Genomic DNA, 18,237 nt, shown 5'->3' with positions numbered 1-18,237 from the left:
TTTCACGCCATAGCGGCGTGCTCGGCACAGGGTGACTCGTTGGTCTTGCCGTCCACGGTGGTGCTGGCCAGGACCACACCGGTGGCCTGTTCACAGGCGGTCATCACGTGCCGGGCGGGGGCGTCGAGGGTGCGGGAGCCGCGCAGGGTCTTACCGTCGACGGCGATCGCCCGGCCGGCCGTTGCCGTGGTGGCGGTGGCCCGGCCGGCGAGCCAGACACTGATCGCCGCGGTCAGGAGTTGCGGGTCCATGGCCTGCAACAGTCGGCGGATCATCGCCTCCGACGGGCGCCGGTCCGGAGCCATGCCCAGGGCGAGAGCGGTCTCGGCCGGAACATCGGTGACCCATTCGGCGATCGCGGCGTACGAGCGGTAGCCGGCGACCACGGCACACACCGCTGCGGTGACCACGACCGTCAACCGGTGCCGGACGCCTCGCCTGGCTCGTGGATCGGGCAGGTCGGCGAGCGCCGCCGGCAGCCCACCAGCGGTTTCCGGCACGGTCAGAGCCGGTGCGTGGGACAGGGACGAGATCAGCGATGATGGCAGCGCGGGCATGACTCACTTCGGGCGATCAGCATGGCGTAGAGAACCTTGATGATCTTCGAACAGGTCATGCCCGTCTTGCTGCCACCAACAGCGGCGCTTCTACTCCAAGCCCTACAAGTCAGACACCGTCACGACTTTGCCGGGGCCCTGGTACAACCCCACACCCTGCCGGACCAGCGTGGATGAGATTCTTGGCATTCGCAACCAGCCCAGTTGAGGTTGATCCCGAGCCAACCTATGGTTGACGATATGTGCCCTGACGTGAGTAGCGCGATTCAGCTTGACTACTTGATCGAGAGGATCCAGGAGGGCGGCGAGGATCCGCTACAGCGCCTCGCTACTGCAGTCCAGGTATCAGGAGACCTCGAAGCCTGCGCCCGAAAACTGGTTCAACAGTTCGTCGAGCAGGCGCGCGGATCTGGCGCCTCATGGACGCAGATCGGGCTCACCATGAGCATCAGCAAGCAGGCGGCCCAGAAACGGTTCTCAGCCCGAGACGCCGACAACCCTCGGATCAGCAACCAAGGCGTGTGACCCTGCCGGTGCTCCCGTCCACCTCGACGTGCGCGCCGTCGTGCAGAGCTGTCGTCACGTCCGGGATCGCCAGGACGGCCGGTAGACCCTGCTCGCGGGCCACGATTGCGGCGTGGGAAAGGAGGCCGCCGGTTTCGGTGACGACTGCGGCGACGACGCCGAACAGCGGTGTCCATGCCGGATCGGTGGTGCGACAGACGAGTATGTCGCCGGGCCGGACGCGGGGGAAATCGGCGGGGCCGCGTACTACACGCGTCGGTCCTGTGGCGAGACCTGGACTTCCGGGCGTACCTCTGAGGGCCTTACTCTCCTCAACGGCGACCGTGTGCGCGGCGGGCAGAGCGCTGGTTACCGGGCGTGACTGAAGGATCCAGATCCGGGAGCCGGAGATCGCCCACTCGATGTCCTGCGGGCCGCCCAGTAGATCGGCTATCTGCCGACCGAGTTGTACGAGTCGGGTGACCTCGTCGTCGGTGAGGCAGAGGCGATCTCGGTCGGCCGGTTCCACCTCGCGGGTAACGGTGCGATCGATCCGGGTCTTCTTCGTGCCGAGCGCCCGGTGGGTGACGGCCCCGCCGGAGACCACCCACGAGTCCGGTGTGACGTGGCCGCTGACGACACTCTCGCCCAATCCCCAGGATGCCTCCAGCCGGGTGTCGTCGCCGGTGAACATCACCCCGGCGACGTCTGCGTCCACTAGGCGTTGCACAAGTACGGCGATTGTCGGCGGCTGAGCGTTCCCCTGCCGGCGCCGGTACGCCACTGCGCGCTCAGACCACAGCGAAGCCCAGCACCTGCGTACCGCGTCGGCCACCTCATCGGGGCCGCGTACGCCCAGGAAGGTGTCGTGCTGGCCAGCAGCGGTCGCGTGGGCAGTGTCTTCGCTGGTCGCCGACGAGCGTACGGCAAGGTAACCGTCGCCGATCTGGAGCAGCGCCTGAGTGATCTCGTCGACCAGATCGGCCGAGATATCGCCGTCTGCCTGCTCGTACGCGGAGGTCGGTATCACGAAACCGGGTGGGATCGGCAATCCCGCTTGCAGGAGCCGGGCCAGCACGGCGGCTTTGCCGCCGGACGTCGCTGCTTCGGCGTCGGCCAAGTTGATCAGCAACACCATCTCCCCTCAGACTCCCGTGCATCCTACAGGGAACCATTGGGGGAATTGATGCGACTTTGTATGGATTGCGTGTGCCACGTTGACGACCTGTGCGTGAGGCTGGATGCTCACTGGCATGACACATGCCTCATCACCGGATCTGTCTGTCCTGCACACTGTACGGGTGACCGGGGTGACCAGTGACGCGGCGGTCTCCCGACGGACTGGCATCGACCAGGACGCAGCCTCCGAGTTGCTGCGGGACTTCGAAGCCTACGGGTGGGTGACGTACGTCGAGTTCGGAGCCACGAGCGGGTGGACGCTCACCGAGCTTGGCCGTGACGAGGACACCAGGAAACTCGCCGAGGAACTTGATCAGGCTGGTGCCCGAGAGGTCGTCGAACGGGTACACAAGGAGTTTGAGATTCTCAACGGACGGGTGGTCCGGGCCTGCACCGACTGGCAGTTGCGGCCAACCGAGACCGACCGGTTGGCGTCAAACGATCACAGCGACCCGCAGTGGGATGAACGGGTGCTGGACGAGCTCAGGGCGACCAGCGGGGATCTGACCCGGCTGGTCGGCGGGCTCGCCGGCGTGCTGGCTAGGTTCGGCGGCTACGACGACCGGTTCGACGCAGCACTGACCCGTGCCCGTGCGGGGGAGCGACAGTGGGTGGCCGGGGTCGGAGTCGCGTCGTGTCACGCTGTGTGGATGGAGCTACACGAGGATCTTCTGTCGACACTCGGAATCCCCCGCGGTGCCGAGCCGAGAACGCGATAGGTTCCCCCTATGGCTACTCGATACCTCTACTTGGCACGACACGGCGCGGCTGACGCATTCGGTGAGCTCACCGACGTGGGGTACAAACAGGCCGATCTTCTCGGCCGGCGGCTCGCCGAGTTGCCGATCGACGCGGTGTGGCATTCGATGCTGCCGCGCGCCGCCGCGACCGCGCGCGAACTGGCGAAACACCTGCCGGACGTGCCGGTGGCCGATGCTGCCGAGCTCATCGACCATGTGCCGTACGTTCCGAACGCGGACGAGATGCCCCACGCGTGGGCCGGCTTCTTCGACGGCTTTGATGAGGCTGAGGCCGCGGCGGGTCGGCGGACCGCAGAGGCCTTGGTGGCGAGGTTCACCAAGGCTCCCGAGCGCACCGGGTCGGACTCCCACGAGGTGCTCGTCACGCACGCGTACCCGATAGCGTGGCTGGTGCGCGACGCGCTAGAGGCCCCGCCCACCCAGTGGCTCGGCCTGGATAGCGCGAACACAGGCCTCACCGTGATCGAGTACCGGGTCGGGCTGTCACCCACCCTGGTGATGTTCAACGATCAGAGTCACCTGGCGGGTGATCTGCGCTGGACCGGATTCAGGGCGACCGTACGGCCCTGAGCCGGCCGTAGTCGGTGTGAGCGTTCTGTGCGTGGTCTGTGATCCGCCTGCGGCAGCCTTTAACCATGGACTACGCATTCCAGACCGAGGGTCTGGTCAAACGCTTCGGCAAGAAGACCGCGCTCAGTGGGCTCGACCTTGCTGCACCCGCTGGAAAGGTCCTGGGTGTGCTCGGGCCCAACGGTGCCGGCAAGACCACAGCCATCCGTATCCTGGCGACCCTGCTGCGGCCAGATGAGGGCCGCGCGGTCGTCAGCGGTCTGGATGTCGTGACCCAGGCGTCCCGGGTACGGCGCCTGATCGGACTGACCGGCCAGTACGCCACCGTCGATGAGGAACTGACCGCTTTCGAGAACCTCGTGATGGTCGGGCAGTTGCTTGACATGCGCAAGGCGGAAGCCAGGTTCCGCGCCGACGAACTGCTGCGGCAGTTCGACTTGCATGAGTCTGGGAAGCAGCGGGCCTCTGCGTTGTCCGGAGGCATGCGACGTCGCCTCGACCTCGCGGTGAGCCTGGTAGGGCGACCGCACATCGTCTTTCTCGACGAGCCCACCACCGGGCTCGACCCTGGCCGCCGTGAGGATCTGTGGCGGCTGGTGCGCAGCATGACGGCCGATGGTGCGACCGTGCTGCTGACGACGCAGTACCTGGAGGAGGCGGACGCGTTGGCTGACTACATCTACGTGATCGACGACGGACGGGCTATCGCCGACGGAACGCCTGCTGACCTCAAACGAATCGTGGGCGGACAGGCGATCGTTGTGCGGCCGGTCGATCCGCGGCATACGGACCTGGTTGTGGGGGTGCTGGAGCAGGTCGCCGGGCGGCGCGCCGAACCGGTCGACCGTGGCGTTGTCACTGTGCCAGTAGACGATGACCGAGTCCTCCCCGAGGTAGTTCAGCGCCTTGCTGCCGAAGGCGTACGGCTAGCGGAGTTCTCGCTGCGCCTGCCCAGCCTCGACGAGGTCTTTTTCACCCTGACCGGCCGATCCGCGGAGGTGCGGCGATGACCACCACGGAAACCTATCGGCCTCGGCCGCTCGGGCTGCTGCGGCACAGCGCCGTACTGGCCAAGCGAAGCCTCGTGAAGACTAGGCGTAATCCCGGCTATCTGGTCAACGGGGTGATGACCCCGGTGATCTTCCTGGTCCTGTTCCTGTACCTGTTCGGGGGGGCGGTGTCTGGGTCCACCGACAGTTACCTGCAGTATCTGTTCCCTGGGATTTTGGTGATGACCACCAGCCTCTCCGGGATGCTGGCCACCGGGCTGAACCTCAACATCGACGTGAAAAAGGGCATCTTCGACCGCTTCCGGAGCCTGCCCATCGGCCGCGCGGCGCCGCTGCTTGGAAGCGTGGCGGCCGATGTGATCCGGTACGTGATCGCGGTGATTATCCTGTTCGGCATCGGATACGCACTCGGCTTCCGGGTGCAGACCGATCTACTGTCGACGCTGGCGGCCGTGCTGCTGGCCGTCGCGTTCGGGTTCTGCCTTAGCTGGGTGACGGTCTTCTTGGGCGTACTCGTCCGGGACGAGGGCGCGGTGCTCGGCTTCTCGTTCGTAGCATTCCTGCCGCTCGTGCTCGGGACGAGCCTGTCGGCGCCCACCGACACCCTGCCTGGATGGCTTAGGGCGTGGGCGAACGTCAATCCCGTCACGCACGCCATGGACGCCTGCCGCGCGCTGCTCAACGGAGGTGGTGCCGGTGAAGCGGTCAGCCAGACCTTGATTTGGTCGGCTGTCCTACTGGTGATCTTCTGCCCGCTGGCCGTGTTTGCCTACCAGCGTCGGGAGTGATGGTGTCGGCGAGGCTTCGTTGGATGAGGGCCAGGGCCGCGACGGGTTCCAGGCTGCATGCGTCCTGGTAGCCCCTCGTGTCGAGCTGCTCGCCCAGCCGGCGCTCGAGTAGCAGGACGTCGGCGTCGGCCGTACCGGTGAGCGCTCGACTGGCACCGAGCACCTCGGCGGCCGCCGTCGGCGAGCCGGCATTCAACAGCAGGGCCGCGACGCCGGCGCCGACCGTCGCACCCATCGGAACGTGCGGCATCGCCGCGATGAGGTCTAGGCCCTCACGCAGGTCCCGCGCTGCGGTGTGCAGGTCGCCGCAGGCAACGGCCAGGTGGCCGGCGGAAAGCCGGTACAGCGAACGGAACACTAGATCCTGCTGGGCTTCGCGGTCGTTGGCAGCGTGCCGCAACTGGCGGGCGGCGGCGTCGAGGTCGCCCTCCTGGCGGCATAGGTCGGCCAGGAATATCCGGGCGGTGGACGCGTAACGGTTGGGCGGTGCCTCCACGATGCTCAACAGCTCGGCGCGTGCCCCCCGCACATCGGCGGTTCGCAGCCGTACGACCGCTAGCCAAAGTCGTTGCTGGCCGTTGCTGCCCAGGCCGTGCGCCAGTTCCGTCGACTCCTCAAGCGCGCGCTGGCTGGCATTCAGGTCGCCGACCATCAGCCGGGCGTCGCTCATGCTGAGCAGACACATAGCGAGCGCCCAGCGGTCCCCGGCCCGGCGGAACCCGTCCTCGGCGCGGGTCAGCGCGTCGCACACGTCGGCGGGTTCCCCCCGTTTCGCGCTGAGGAACGACCGGATCCACCAGAGAAGGGCGTACTCCCAGGAGTCGGTCTCCGGGCGGTCCGAGGCGGACGCCGGGCCAGGGTCGTCGGAGGTGAGCGCCAGCAGGGCTGCGGCCAAGGGCTCGTCCGGCTTCAGCATGCCGCTATCAATTGCCCAGTGCCGGGCATCCCGCATCGCGTCGTGGTCGCCGCCGAGAACACTACTGAAAAGCAGACCGATCGCAGCCGTACGGCTGCGATCGGTCTGCACCAGGCCGGGCACACTCAAGGCGCGGCGCAGCCGCTCTGTCGCCTCGGTGTGTTCGCTGTTGATCACCCAGGCGTACCAAAGGGCGGCGGCAATCCGGACTGACGTGTCCGCATCGCCGAAGTCGGTCGCGAAGCGTAAGGCTGCGAGTAGGTTTCCGCTCTCAGCGTTCAGACGCAGCATCCACAAATGCTGTTCCGGTCCACGCAGGTGCGGTGCCGCTCGCTCAGCCAGCGCTAGGAAGTGCGTCGCATGATCGCGCCGTAACCGCAGCACCTCGCCGGCCTCCTCCAGCCGCTGGAAGGCGTACTCCCGGATCGTCTCCAACACGACATACCGAGGTTCGGGACAGTCTGCGAGCGCGATCAGGGATCGGTCGAACAGGACGTCGAGCAGTTCCGGAGCCACCCCGAGTGACTCAGCAGCAGCGGCGTCGAAAGATCCCGGGAAGATCGACACGTTCCGCAGGGCCCGCCGCTCGGGCTCGTTCAACAGGTCCCAACTCCAGGTCACCGCAGCGTGCAGCGTCTGGTGCCGGGACAGGGCAGTCCGGCTGCCGCCGGTGAGCAAGCGGAAACGGTCGTCGAGGCGGGTGGCCAGATGTTGGATCGACATGGACCGTAGCCGGGCGCCGGCCAGCTCGATGGCGAGCGGCAGGCCGTCCAGCCTTCGGCAGGTCTCTACGATGTGCCCGATGTTCTCTTCGGTCACCGAGAACGTGGGGGAAGCCGCCCTGGCTCGCTCGACGAGTAGCTGCACCGACGGGAACTCCATCGCCTGAGCGACCGGTGCACCCGTCGGGGGTACCGGTAGCGGCGGCACCGGGCTGAGGGTCTCACCAGGGATCATCAGCGGTTCTCGGCTGGTCGCGATGACCCGCAGTCTCGGACAGCCGACCAGCAGTCTCTCGACAACCCTGGCCGCCTCGGCGATGACATGCTCGCAATTGTCCATAATCAGCAGGCTCTCGGACGAGCCTAGTGCGGCGACCAGCGCGCGAACAGGTTCGACAGGTCGGTCGGCCTGCCGAACACCCAAGATATTGATCATTATTTGAGGTACGTCGCTGGCGACGGTGGCCGTGGCAAGCGAGATCAGCCAGACTCCGTCCGGCGTCCGGTCAGCCAACTCCGCCGCAATCGTAGTCGCCAGGCGGGTCTTGCCTACACCGCCGGTTCCAACCAACGTCACCAGACGTCGCTCCCGCAACTGGCCGTGGATCCGGCGTCGTTCTTCGGTCCGGCCGACGAAGGACGTCAGGGGCGCACCGAGGTTGCTTCTGTTTCCGTCCATGTCTCGGTCGTCGCGCAGGACTGCCAGATGGGCCGCACGCAGTTCGGGCCCAGGGTCACCGCCGATCTGGTCGGCTAGAAGGCGCCGGTAGCCTGCGTACCTGCGTAGCGCCTCGGACTGACGGCCGTCAGCGTGTAGCGCACGGACCAGCAGCGCGTATAACCGCTCCCGTAACGGATAACTGGCCGTCAGCGCTTCGAGTTCCGCGACCAGGTCCGTTACCCCGCATGCCAGATCCGCCGCGATGCGGTCCTCGAGCGCGGTAAGTCGTAGTTCTGTGAGCCGGGTGACCTCCTGGGTCGCGAACGGCATGTCCTGTACATCGACCAGAGGCTCCCCGCGCCACAGGGTGAGCGCCTCCCGGAGTACCCGGCCGGAGCGCGCCGCGTCGCCCTCGCGGAGTCGGCGCTGACCCTCCTGCCGCAGCTGCTCGAAGTGCGTGACGTCGACCGAGGTCGGGGGTAGCCGTAGCCGGTATCCACCTTGAGTGCGCTCTAGCAGGCCAGGCTCGGGCAGCGTCTGGCGCAGCCGCGAGACGAGTGCCTGCAGAGCGTGTGTGCTGTCGGTGAGCCGGGTATTCGGCCACAGCGACCGGGTCAGGGACTCGGTCGACACCACCCGACTCGGCTCCAGCGCGAGCCGGATCAACAGCGCGCGCAGCCGAGCGCCACCGATTCGCACGTCCACCTCACCAGCGGTCACCAGCAGAGGACCGAGTATGCCGACGCGCATGGTGCAAGTTTGCCATCAATGCCGACTGGTCGCGCGCGGCACGACCGGGGTTGCTCCGGGTACACCCGGGTACACCCCAGGGAAGCGCGGCACCATATAGGGAAACTCTGGGGGTGTGCTAGGGAAGCGCAGGGGACATCATGAGGTAGCTCACTTCGGTCTGGGAGATCAATTCGTATGCCTCTTGGCCAGTCTGACTCTGCCACGTACGCCAGCGAACTCTGCGATCCCGAGCTGTACCAGCAGGGGAATCCAGAAGACCTGTGGCGGCGCATGCACGCGGCGGGACCGGTTCACGAAGGCGTATTCGAGGGCCGCCGTTTCCACGCCGTGGTCTCGCACACGCTGATCTCCCGGGTGCTCAAGGATTCGAAGGGGTTCTCCTCTGAAGGGGGAATGCGGCTCGACCAGAATCCGGCCGCTACCTCGCTCGCCGCCGGCAAGATGCTGATCATCACAGATCCGCCACGGCACGGGCGGATCCGGCAGATCATGAACTCGGTCTTTACGCCGCGCATGGTGGCCCGCGTCGAACACAACATGCGTGCCACGGCCGTAGACATCGTCGACCGGGCGATCGAGGAAGGCGAGTGCGACTTCACGAATGTAGCCGCACGGCTGCCGCTCTCGGTCATCTGCGACATGCTAGGTGTGCCGCCGGAGGACTGGGACTTCATGCTGGACCGGACCATGGTGGCGTTTGGCTCGGACGGGGCCGACGAGCTTGCGATGGCGGAGGCGCACGCCGACATCCTGTCGTACTACGAGGATCTGATTCGTCGCCGCCGCCGAGAGCCTCGCGATGACGTGGTCACCGCGTTGGTAAACGGGGTCATCGACGGCACCGAGTTGACCGACGAGGAGATATTTCTCAACTGCGACGGCCTGATCTCCGGCGGCAATGAGACGACCCGGCATGCCACGGTCGGGGGGTTCCTGGCCATGCTCGACAACCCCGATCAGTGGGCAATGCTACGCGATGACCCCGGGCTGCTGCCCGGCGCGGTCCAGGAGATTCTACGGTTCGCCAGCCCAGCGATGCACGTCTTGCGGACCGCCGTCACACCGACCCGGATCGGGGAGCACGCGCTAGATCCCGGGGATCCGGTTGCGCTGTGGTTGTCGGCAGGCAACCGCGACCCCCGGGTGTTCGTGAACCCGGATCGTTTTGACATCACCCGGAGTCCCAACCCGCACGTCGCTTTCTCGACCGGAGCGCATTACTGTCTTGGGTCGGCCCTGGCCAGGACCGAACTCACGGTTCTATTCGAGGAATTGCTGCGTCGGGTAGGTGGCGCCGAGTTGGTCGGAGCTCCCCAGCGTACGCGATCGATACTGATCTGGGGTTACGACTCGGTCGTCGTACGGCTTGTAACCAGAACGGAGCGTTGGCGATGACCGGCTTACCCACCGTTGGACGCCGCCAACTGCGGCTGCCCGACGGCCGTCTGGTGTGGTGCACACGGCCGGGCGAGGCCTCGCTGATGTGGCGTGAAGTCAGCGGCGACGGCTTCTACCGGCGCGCCGCGCGACAGCTGCGCCCGGACGGCGTGATGTTCGACATCGGAGCGAACATCGGACTGGTGTCGATCGCTGTCGCCGCTGCGAATCCGGATGTACGGATCATCGCGGCCGAACCGGTGCCCGACACGTTCGAGTGCCTACTCGCCAATCTCGGCCAGTATGTCCTTGGCGGTGTAGCGGTGCGTACCGCAGTCGCCGCCACCGCCGGCGCGCAACCACTGACCTACTACCCTGACGCGCCAGGCAACTCCAGCCTGTATGCCGACCGGCAGGCGGACGACGCCCTCACCCGAACCTTTATGCGCAACGGCGGTGTGGACGAAGAGTCAATCGACCTGCTCATCGGAGGGCTACACGAAGGCCGAACCATCGAGGTTCCGGTCACAACGGTCTCCGGACTGTTCCGCGAATACGGCGTCGAGCGCGTAGCGTTGCTGAAGGTCGACGTGGAACGCGCCGAACTGGACGTCCTGCGTGGCATCGAGGCGGCCGACTGGCCCCGGATCGACGCCGTCGTCGCCGAAGTGCACGACGAACAAGGACGCCTTGCCGAGTTCTGCGACCTGCTAGCGGCGGCGGGTCTGTCTGTGGAGACTCGGCAGGATCCGAGCCTGGGCGGAACTGAGCTGTACGAGGTGTACGGAGACCGGTCGTGACGGCGGCGACCCTGGTGACGCTCGGCGGCTCGGCGGCTCGCACGCTTGTATGCATCCCGCATGCTGGTGGCAGCGTGGTGGCGTTCCGGGCCTGGGTCCGGGGCGCTGCAGCAGCGGGCCTGGCGGTCCGAGCTGTCCACTGGGAGGATGAACCCGGCCGGTCCAGTATCGAGTCCCGGGCCGACGCGCTAGCCGCGGAGCTGCAAGGCATTGCCGAGCCCTGGGTGCTGCTGGGGCACAGCCTCGGGGCGTTGATCGCGGCGGAGACTATCCGGCGGATCACTGGCCCCGCGCCCGAACTTGTCGTCCTCTGCGCTGCAGCTCCGCCTGGCTACCCACGCGACTTCCCGGCTGGCGTGCTAGCCGCCCCCGAGGCTGCGATGGTCCAGTACGTAACGCGGCTAGGCGGCACGCCCGATGACATTCTCATGAATCCGAATTTCCGGCCACAGCTACTCAAACATCTACGGAACGACCTCAACCTGATCGAGCGCTACGAACCGGCCTTCGACGGGCCGTTGACATTGCCGGTCTCGGTGTACGGCGGTGCATCCGACGCCTCGGTCCCGATCGAGGCGCTCGGTGGCTGGCAGGCGTTCGCCCGGCAGGCCCGGGTGCGGATCTTTCCCGGCAACCACTTCTTCCTGCATGGCAGGCCGGCTGAGGTATGCCGGGAGGTGGCTGCCGACTGCATGCGGACCAGCCCAGATCGTCTGGGCGGGTAGCATCGAGCCGTGCCCGAGTACACACAGCCCGCTCTGGCCCGGCTCGTCCTCGCAGACCGGGCGCGGGACGTAGTCGACGACGCCTTGAGGCTCGTTCCGACCCTCGACGACGGGCAGCGCCCACCCGCTGAGCTGCTGATGGAGGCACTCCGGGTTCGCTCGCAGGCCGACAAGCTGGTTACTGCAGCCGTGCTGAACGCCCGCGCCCGAGGTGCCAGTTGGTCGGAAATCGCAGTCCTGGTAGGCATCCGCACCGAGTCGGTCGCCGAGCGCTGGCTCCCCGACGAGCAACGCTGGAGCGCCGGGCTCGCCCAGCCGCTGCGGCAGGAACCCGGTGAGGAACTGCCGCAGCTCGTGATACCGCAGGCGGCGTACGCCCCGGAGGTCTACGCCCGCGATCTTGACAACTGGGCCCTGCGTCACATCGATGAAGTTGAGCATGAGCGGTGGCGAGGTCTGGGCAAAGATCTCAAGCGTCCAGTCTCGGGTGGCCTCGGCTAAAGCCGCACCGGCAACTCGGCGAGCTTCCGCATGCCGGATACTGCGTGCCACTGGAGTTGCTCGGCGGGCACGGCAAGAGCCAAGTCGGGGTGGCGGTCCAGTAGCCGGCTCAGCGCAATCTCGGCCTCGCGGCGGGCAAGCGTGGCACCGAGGCAGTAATGCGGGCCAGCGCCGAACGAGACGTGCGCCTCGCCTCGGACGTCGTGCTGCCGGGCGATGTCCAGTATTCCAGGGTCCTCGAACGCACGCGGGTCGTAGTTGCCGCCACTGAGTGCCACCGTAACGGCGTCGCCGGCCTGAAACGTGCCCCAACCGAGGTCGACGTCCTCGGTGGCGTATCGCATCCGGGACACCAACACTGGCCCGCACCAGCGCAGCAGCTCCTGTACGGCCTGTGGCATCAGCCCCGGGTCGGACCGCAGCAGGGCAAGCTGATCCGGGTGGGTCAGCAGCGCCCAGATACTGTTGGCGATGAAGTTGGCGGTGGTATCGTGCCCCGCGATGACCAGGCTGAGCACCATAGTGACCAGCTCACGCTCGGAAAGGCGATCGCCGTCGGCGTTTCGGGCCTGGATAAGGTCACTGATCACATCCTCGCCGGGCTCGGCACAGCGGCGCCGGACCAGGTCGTACGTGTAGTCGACGAGCGGTCGCAGTGTCTGGCCCAGTGCCTGCTGGTTGAACGAGAGGTCATGGGTCCAGCGCAGCCACGCCGGCCGGTCGACAGCCGGCACCCCGACCAACTCGCCAATGACGTGGATTGGCAGCGGGTACGCGAAGTGCTCCAGAAGGTCGGTCACACCGGCGGTGCCTTGCTCCGGTAGGGCGTCGATCAGGTCATCGGTGAGGCGTTCGATTCGTGGGCCCAGTTCCTTGACTCTGCGCGCCGAGAACGATGGTGTCACCAAGCGGCGCAGCCGGCTGTGGTCCTTGCCGTCGCTGTCAAGCAAGGTGTCCGTCAGGTAAGGGATCAGCTCCTCATCGAGGCCGAGTCGCCGCATGGCGTTGACTTGCAGCAGGGGGGCGTGTTCGCCGGGAACTGATGCGGGGTTGTTCGCGAAACGTGCGTCGCCGAGTACGGAACGGACGCCGTCATATCGCGCGACGATCCACATCAATGATCCTTCGACGGACCGAATCGGGCAGGCGGGGCCCTGTTCGCGCAGGTGTTCGTAGGCCGCGAGTGGATCGGTAGAAATCGACGGCGCGGCATTCTGGTAGGTGCGATTGCTGGCCGTATTCCTGCGAATATTGCCCATTTGTATCCTCGGGTCTTGGGAATCAGGTTGCATTCCCTGCGCACTTCGGAGGACTGCTTCAGCGGCGTCGGTGCCCGTAGCTACTGGCACCGTGTGCGCTGCTGGTGGTCAGGGTCGTGTTGCCCTACGGGATCATTCTAACGGACCGTCGGGTCAGCACAACTGTCCGATAGGGAGGGGTGGAGAGTGATTAAGTTCACATATTTCACTGACCCGTAGTGTTGTCTAGTATAGAATCAAGTCTATTGGCTTCACCTGGAGGCGACACTCAAGGTGTCGCTCTATAGCGTTGCGGGGGCGCTTCCGCCATGGTGCTTTCTCTATCTGAAAAAAGGCCCATCACTCTTGTTGGGCGGGACGTCGAGATTCGGCAGGTTGAACACAACTTGCGACGGCTTAGTGCTGGTCGCGGTGGAGTCCTGATCATCGAGGGGGCCGCCGGGTTAGGCCGGTCCAGCCTCCTCAAACTGCTGCATCAGCGGGCGTCCGAGGAGGACTTCTGTGTGCTGTACGCCCGGGGGAACGAGTTCGAGAGCGACATGCCGTTCGGGGCCGTTGCCCAACTGCTGGAGCCGGCCGTCTCCGTCCGCAACGCGGAAGATGCTCAGAGGGCCGCCTGGCCGAGCGTACTCAGCCAGCTGCGAAGAGAGCTGCTGGAACTCGCGGGCGACCGGCGTCTGGTCGTTGTGGTGGACGATGCCCGCTGGGTGGACGTGCCGTCGCTCCGGTTTCTGAGCTACATGGGCGTCCGCGTCGACCGCTCCCCGGTGTTGCTCGCCGTCGCCCTCGATCCGGCTGACCGGGGCCCAGTTGCTGACTGGCTGGGCAGCGTGAGCGTCTTGCTGGAGACGACGATCCTTCGGCTCGCCCCGCTCAGCGAAGCGGCCGCCCACCGCTTGGTGTCCGCGTCTCTAGGGGCGGCGAGTTCGCCGGAGTTCGCCGCTGCTTGCTTCGCCGCCACCGGCGGCATCCCTTGGCTGCTGCAAGAGGTGCTGGCAGAGGTCGCTACCGGCCGGTTGGGATCACCAGAGGAGGCGCTGTCTGGCCTGTTTCGGCGACCACCGGTCCGGGTGATGCGCCAGGTGTTTCGGCGCTTGCAGGGCCTCCCGCGGTCCTCGCTAGCCGTCGCCCGCGCCGTCGCGGTGTTGGGCGTGGCCGAGGACCCGGTGGTCGTATCCCGAACCGCGGACCGGCCCGAGGCCGAGGTTGACTACGCGGTGACCGCGCTGGTCGAGTCAGAGGTGATCAAGGACGACGCGGCTCTTAGCTTCGCGCAGCCCATGTTGCGTAGCGCGGTGTATGCAGGGATTCCGGCATTCCTGCGCGGCCGCTTGCACGCCCGCGCCGCGCAGGTGCTGGCTGAGACCGGTGCTTCCTCCGAGGCGGTCGCCGAGCAGTTGGTCAACGTTTCAACCGCTGTGGTTCTCCCAGCAGCCAAGGAACTAGGAGATGCGCGGTCGCGGATCCGCCCGGCCTCCAGACAGCTTCGACCCGTGTGGGGTGAGAGCGTCGGGGAGCGCGCGGTGGTGGCGCTGGAGTCCGCCCGGACTCTCACCCTCGATTGCCAGTTTGACCAGGCGGTCGCGACCTTGGAGGCGGCGATCGCCGGGGTGCGTGATCCTGCCCTCGGCGCACGTCTTGAGGCGACAGCGGTGTGGATTGCGCAGCTCTCCCTGGCGACCCGGGATCGTGGACGGGAGCTGCTGGAGAGGCTCGGACGGCCGCACCTCGCAGACAAGGCGCTGCTCGAGGAGGTCTTACGGGGAGCCCCAGCTGAACACATCGGATCGCTCACCGACGACCTGCTCTACCGGCCTCGAATCCCGGCCGGCGACAGCGTCGGGTGGAGCGCTGGTCTGGTGGCGGTCGCGCTGCTCGCGCAATTCGACCGATTGGCCGAGGCACGGCAGGCGGTGCTGACCCTGAGGAGCACGGCGATCCAGGCCAGTACCACGCTTGCCGGGCTCGACCTGTGCCTGCGGGCCGCGGTTGACTATCAGCTGGGCGACATCGCGGGTGCCGCTGACCTCGCCCTTCAGGTGCTCTCCGGCACCGACGGTCAGCGCCCGGCCCGAATGGTCCGGGCCTTCGCTGCGGCAGTCCGGGCCGAGGCACTGATTTCGCAGGGTGCGTTGGACGCGGCTGCCGCGACAATCGAGAAGGCCGGCCTGATGGACGATGGCATGGCGGGCACCATCGCGATCCTTCCGCTACTACGCGCCCGCGGCCGCCTGCGGATCGCTCAGGATCAGCTCGACGAGGGCCTCAATGACTTGCTCCGGGGCCGCCAAGTCGCCGTCGGCCTAGGATTCACCCCAGGGGCATGGGTGGGCTGGTCATCTGCGGTCACCGCGCTTCACCGCCTCGGGCGTACTGAGGAGGCGCTCGCCATGGCACGAGAGGAACTGGCCGGTGCCCGCTTGAGCGGCGCGGCCGCGCCGCTCGCCGCCGCGCTGCGGACCCTGGGGTTGCTGACCCCAGGGCCGGCTGCACTGCCTCTAATGCGGGAGGCGGCCGGCCTGATGGAGGACTTCCCGGGGCGGATGGAAAGGGCTAGAACCCAGCTGACGTACGGTATCGTTCTGCGTCGCGTAGGCAAGAGCGCGGCGGCGCGGGAGCAGCTGAGGCAGGCTGCCCAGACGGCCGCCGTCCACGGTGCGCACGTCCTGAATCGCCGAGCTGTCGACGAACTGCGTTCGATCGAGACCGGCCCGGTGGGCCGTCGACCTCATGCAGTACTGACCCCCCAGCAGCAGCGGGTGGCCGAGCTCGCTGCGGAGGGCATGCAGAACGAGAAAATAGCCCAGGAACTGTTCGTCACGGTGAAAACTGTCGAGTGGCATCTGACCCAGGCGTATCGGAAGCTCGGCATCAAGTCCCGCAGTGCGCTCTCACCCGTGCTCGTGGCGAGAACCCTGGACTACGCGGAGTCTGCATGAGATTACCCTGGGGGCTTGCTGGGGTGCGCCCCTAGTGCGGTGAGCGACCCGTCCTCGCAAGGATTGCCACGGACCTTTTGGCGACACGATGACGGGGCGGCGCGAGTTGTATGGACCTTCGGTATTCCGATATGGATGCGGCACCTACGTACTCCCTGGACGGGGGACGCTCGCTGCACCGGTGGCTAGGTGAGATGCGGCGGCACCACCCGGTTCATCAGGATCCGCTCTCTCGGCTGTGGACGCTCTACCGATACCGCGACATCACGCAGGCCACTGCCGAACCGGCCGCCTTCTCCTCGGAGCTGTGGCGGCATCTGCCCGGCGAGATGAGTACTGGAGCTCTGACCGCCGGCAACCTCACCGCGATGGACCCGCCCCGGCACCGCCTCGTACGAGACCTGGTTAGCCGTTCCTTCACCGCTCGCGCGGTCGCCGCGCTGCGGCCCCGGATCACCGCGATCGCCGATGAACTGGTCGGTGCCGTGGCCGACCGCGGTGAGATGGACGTGGTCGCCGACCTGTCCGATCCGCTGCCCGTCCAGGTGATCGGCGAGCTGCTCGGTCTGCCGGCGGCGGACCGGGCGCTGTTCGGCGAATGGGCCCGGCGCATGCTCTCGTTCGACAAGGCTGGCCTGACTGACCAGACAGTTCGCAAGAGTGTCGCCGACATTCAGAAGGAGCTGCTGTCCTACCTGCGGGCGCACTGCCGGCGGCGCCGGATGAACCCCAGGGACGACCTGATCAGCAGGCTGAGCCGGGCGGAGATCGACGGGGAGCGGCTCACCGAGGACGAGGTGGTGAACTTCGCCAACCTTCTCCTACTTGCCGGGCACGTGACCACCACGCTGCTGCTGGCGAATATCGTCCTGACCCTCGATGAGTACCCCGGCGCGGCCGCCGAGGTGCGCGTCGACCGCAGACTGATTCCGAATCTCATCGAGGAGACCCTGCGATATCGGCCGGTCATCGTCAGCAACACACGGGTGACCACCCGCGCGGTCACGGTGGGCACCGAGCGGCTGCCGGCAGGCCAATTCGTGGCGCTGTCGTTCATCTCCGGCAACCGCGACGAGCAGCACTTCACCGACCCTGACCGGTTCGACCTCCACCGTGACGCCCGCAAGCACCTAGGGTTCGGCCACGGCATCCACTACTGCCTGGGCGCGCCGCTGGCTCGTGCGGAACTGGGGATCGCGATCGAGGCGATGCTCGACCGTTTCAGCCGGTTCGAGGTGACAAGCGCCCCTGTCGACTACTACGACACCCCCGGGATCGCCGGGCCGCGTTCCCTGCGAATCGTCTTCCGTCACCGCTGATCCGGCCACCTCCGATCGCCGCACATGACGCGATCGCTGTCAGCACACTGCTGACCGAATCCACACATCCTGCTGACCGAATCCACGCAGAGAGAGCTATGAAACTCACCAAGGAACAGCTCGCGACCTACCACAACGACGGATACCTGCTGCTGAATGACGTGTTCTCCAGTGACGAGACCGAGACCGTGTGTATCGCGCTGAGCGAGGACCAGCGTGTGCCGGGCCCGCATCGCATCACCGAGGACGACGGCGTAACCCTGCGCTCGATCTATGCCTCGCACGCCCGTCACCCGGTGTTCGCGCGGTTGGTGCGCAGCGAGCGGCTACTTGGCCCGGCTCAGCAGATCGCAGGGGAGGACCTCTATGTCCACCAGATGAAGATCAATTCAAAGCAGGCGTTCGGCGGCGAGCGGTGGGCGTGGCACCAGGACTACATCGTCTGGCGGGACGTCGACAACATGCCGGCCCCCTCCCAGGTGAACGTGGCGATCTTCCTCGACGACGTCACCGAGTTCAACGGCCCAGTGATCTTCCTGCGTGGCTCGCACCGGCTGGGAACGCTGGAACGCCCAGGGTCCACCGAGGGCCACGAATCCGGCCACATCGACCCGGATGAGTACTCGCTGACCCCGGCCGAGCTGGCCGACCTGGTCAAGCAGCACGAGATGGTCAGCCCGAAGGGCGCGCGCGGCGGGGTGCTGCTGTTCAGCTCGCAGATCGTTCACGGGTCCGGCACCAACATCTCGCCGTTCGCCCGCCGCCTGCTGATCCTCACCTACAACCCGGTGTCGGACGCGCCGCGCCCGGTCGGCGCCCCGCGCGCGGAGCACCTGGCCGGCCGCGACACCGCCCCGCTCGTGGTCGACAGCGGTCCCCTCGACCGTCACTGACCG

The 18,237-nt window shown here is 66.7% G+C and carries 16 protein-coding genes; 12 read left to right on the top strand and 4 right to left on the bottom strand.

The window, feature by feature from the left end; genetic code table 11:
• Positions 1-2: 2 nt before the first annotated feature.
• Positions 3-557: a transposase family protein gene (locus ACN27F_RS16415; RefSeq protein WP_421434389.1), complete on the bottom strand. Its 555-nt coding sequence runs from the start codon at positions 555-557 to the stop codon at positions 3-5.
• A gap of 252 nt (positions 558-809) precedes the next feature.
• On the opposite strand from ACN27F_RS16415, the gene ACN27F_RS16410 reads away from it, so the two are divergent.
• Positions 810-1,082: a hypothetical protein gene (locus ACN27F_RS16410; RefSeq protein WP_421434388.1), complete on the top strand. Its 273-nt coding sequence runs from the start codon at positions 810-812 to the stop codon at positions 1,080-1,082.
• Here ACN27F_RS16410 and ACN27F_RS16405 read toward each other — a convergent pair.
• A complete protein-coding gene (locus ACN27F_RS16405) occupies positions 1,063-2,199 on the bottom strand; it encodes a PEP/pyruvate-binding domain-containing protein (RefSeq protein WP_421434387.1) in 1,137 nt (378 codons plus the stop codon). The genes ACN27F_RS16410 and ACN27F_RS16405 overlap by 20 nt on opposite strands.
• Positions 2,200-2,362: 163 nt before the next feature.
• Between ACN27F_RS16405 and ACN27F_RS16400 the strand changes: the two genes are divergently transcribed.
• The 4 genes from ACN27F_RS16400 (at position 2,363) to ACN27F_RS16385 (ending at position 5,369) form a co-directional block, all read left to right on the top strand.
• Entirely contained in the window at positions 2,363-2,959 is a 597-nt protein-coding gene (locus ACN27F_RS16400; RefSeq protein ID WP_289208442.1) for a transcriptional regulator, read from the top strand.
• A 9-nt stretch (positions 2,960-2,968) separates the two neighbouring features.
• On the top strand, positions 2,969-3,571 hold the full coding sequence (locus tag ACN27F_RS16395; protein ID WP_421434386.1) for a histidine phosphatase family protein: 603 nt from the start codon (positions 2,969-2,971) through the stop codon (positions 3,569-3,571).
• Positions 3,572-3,636: 65 nt separating this feature from the next.
• Positions 3,637-4,581, top strand: coding sequence for an ATP-binding cassette domain-containing protein (locus ACN27F_RS16390; protein ID WP_289208440.1), 945 nt, complete (start codon positions 3,637-3,639; stop codon positions 4,579-4,581).
• Entirely contained in the window at positions 4,578-5,369 is a 792-nt protein-coding gene (locus tag ACN27F_RS16385; protein ID WP_289208439.1) for an ABC transporter permease, read from the top strand. The genes ACN27F_RS16390 and ACN27F_RS16385 overlap by 4 nt, the downstream gene beginning before the upstream one ends.
• Here ACN27F_RS16385 and ACN27F_RS16380 read toward each other — a convergent pair.
• Positions 5,287-8,418, bottom strand: a complete 3,132-nt coding sequence (locus ACN27F_RS16380) for a BTAD domain-containing putative transcriptional regulator (protein ID WP_421434385.1) — start codon at positions 8,416-8,418, stop codon at positions 5,287-5,289. The two genes, ACN27F_RS16385 and ACN27F_RS16380, sit on opposite strands and share 83 nt — an antisense overlap.
• Positions 8,419-8,595: 177 nt before the next feature.
• On the opposite strand from ACN27F_RS16380, the gene ACN27F_RS16375 reads away from it, so the two are divergent.
• The 4 genes from ACN27F_RS16375 to ACN27F_RS16360 are packed head-to-tail and all read left to right on the top strand — an operon-like array spanning position 8,596 to position 11,824.
• Positions 8,596-9,816, top strand: a complete 1,221-nt coding sequence (locus ACN27F_RS16375) for a cytochrome P450 (protein ID WP_421434384.1) — start codon at positions 8,596-8,598, stop codon at positions 9,814-9,816.
• A complete protein-coding gene (locus ACN27F_RS16370) occupies positions 9,813-10,598 on the top strand; it encodes an FkbM family methyltransferase (RefSeq protein WP_421434383.1) in 786 nt (261 codons plus the stop codon). Before ACN27F_RS16375 ends, ACN27F_RS16370 begins: the two co-directional genes overlap by 4 nt.
• The gene (locus tag ACN27F_RS16365) at positions 10,595-11,323 is read left to right on the top strand and encodes a thioesterase II family protein (protein WP_421434382.1); all 729 of its coding nucleotides are present in this window, start codon (positions 10,595-10,597) and stop codon (positions 11,321-11,323) included. Before ACN27F_RS16370 ends, ACN27F_RS16365 begins: the two co-directional genes overlap by 4 nt.
• Positions 11,324-11,332: 9 nt before the next feature.
• Positions 11,333-11,824 carry a hypothetical protein gene (locus tag ACN27F_RS16360; RefSeq protein WP_421434381.1) on the top strand — a complete coding sequence of 164 codons (492 nt, stop codon included), beginning with the start codon at positions 11,333-11,335 and terminating at the stop codon, positions 11,822-11,824.
• On the opposite strand, the gene ACN27F_RS16355 is transcribed toward ACN27F_RS16360, so the two are convergent.
• Positions 11,821-13,083: a cytochrome P450 family protein gene (locus ACN27F_RS16355; RefSeq protein ID WP_421434380.1), complete on the bottom strand. Its 1,263-nt coding sequence runs from the start codon at positions 13,081-13,083 to the stop codon at positions 11,821-11,823. The genes ACN27F_RS16360 and ACN27F_RS16355 overlap by 4 nt on opposite strands.
• 308 nt (positions 13,084-13,391) lie before the next feature.
• Between ACN27F_RS16355 and ACN27F_RS16350 the strand changes: the two genes are divergently transcribed.
• From ACN27F_RS16350 to ACN27F_RS16340, 3 genes are all read left to right on the top strand, one after another.
• The gene (locus ACN27F_RS16350) at positions 13,392-16,022 is read left to right on the top strand and encodes an AAA family ATPase (RefSeq protein ID WP_421434379.1); all 2,631 of its coding nucleotides are present in this window, start codon (positions 13,392-13,394) and stop codon (positions 16,020-16,022) included.
• Between the two features lie 131 nt (positions 16,023-16,153).
• Entirely contained in the window at positions 16,154-17,341 is a 1,188-nt protein-coding gene (locus ACN27F_RS16345) for a cytochrome P450 (RefSeq protein WP_421434378.1), read from the top strand.
• Positions 17,342-17,439: 98 nt separating this feature from the next.
• Entirely contained in the window at positions 17,440-18,234 is a 795-nt protein-coding gene (locus ACN27F_RS16340; RefSeq protein WP_421434377.1) for a phytanoyl-CoA dioxygenase family protein, read from the top strand.
• The last annotated feature ends 3 nt before the right edge of the window (positions 18,235-18,237 follow it).

Origin of the sequence: Solwaraspora sp. WMMB335 (assembly GCF_049179075.1) — a bacterium.
GTDB lineage: Bacteria > Actinomycetota > Actinomycetes > Mycobacteriales > Micromonosporaceae > Micromonospora_E.
Note: the sequence above shows the minus strand (reverse complement) of the source record. Positions and strands in the feature narration are given on the sequence as shown.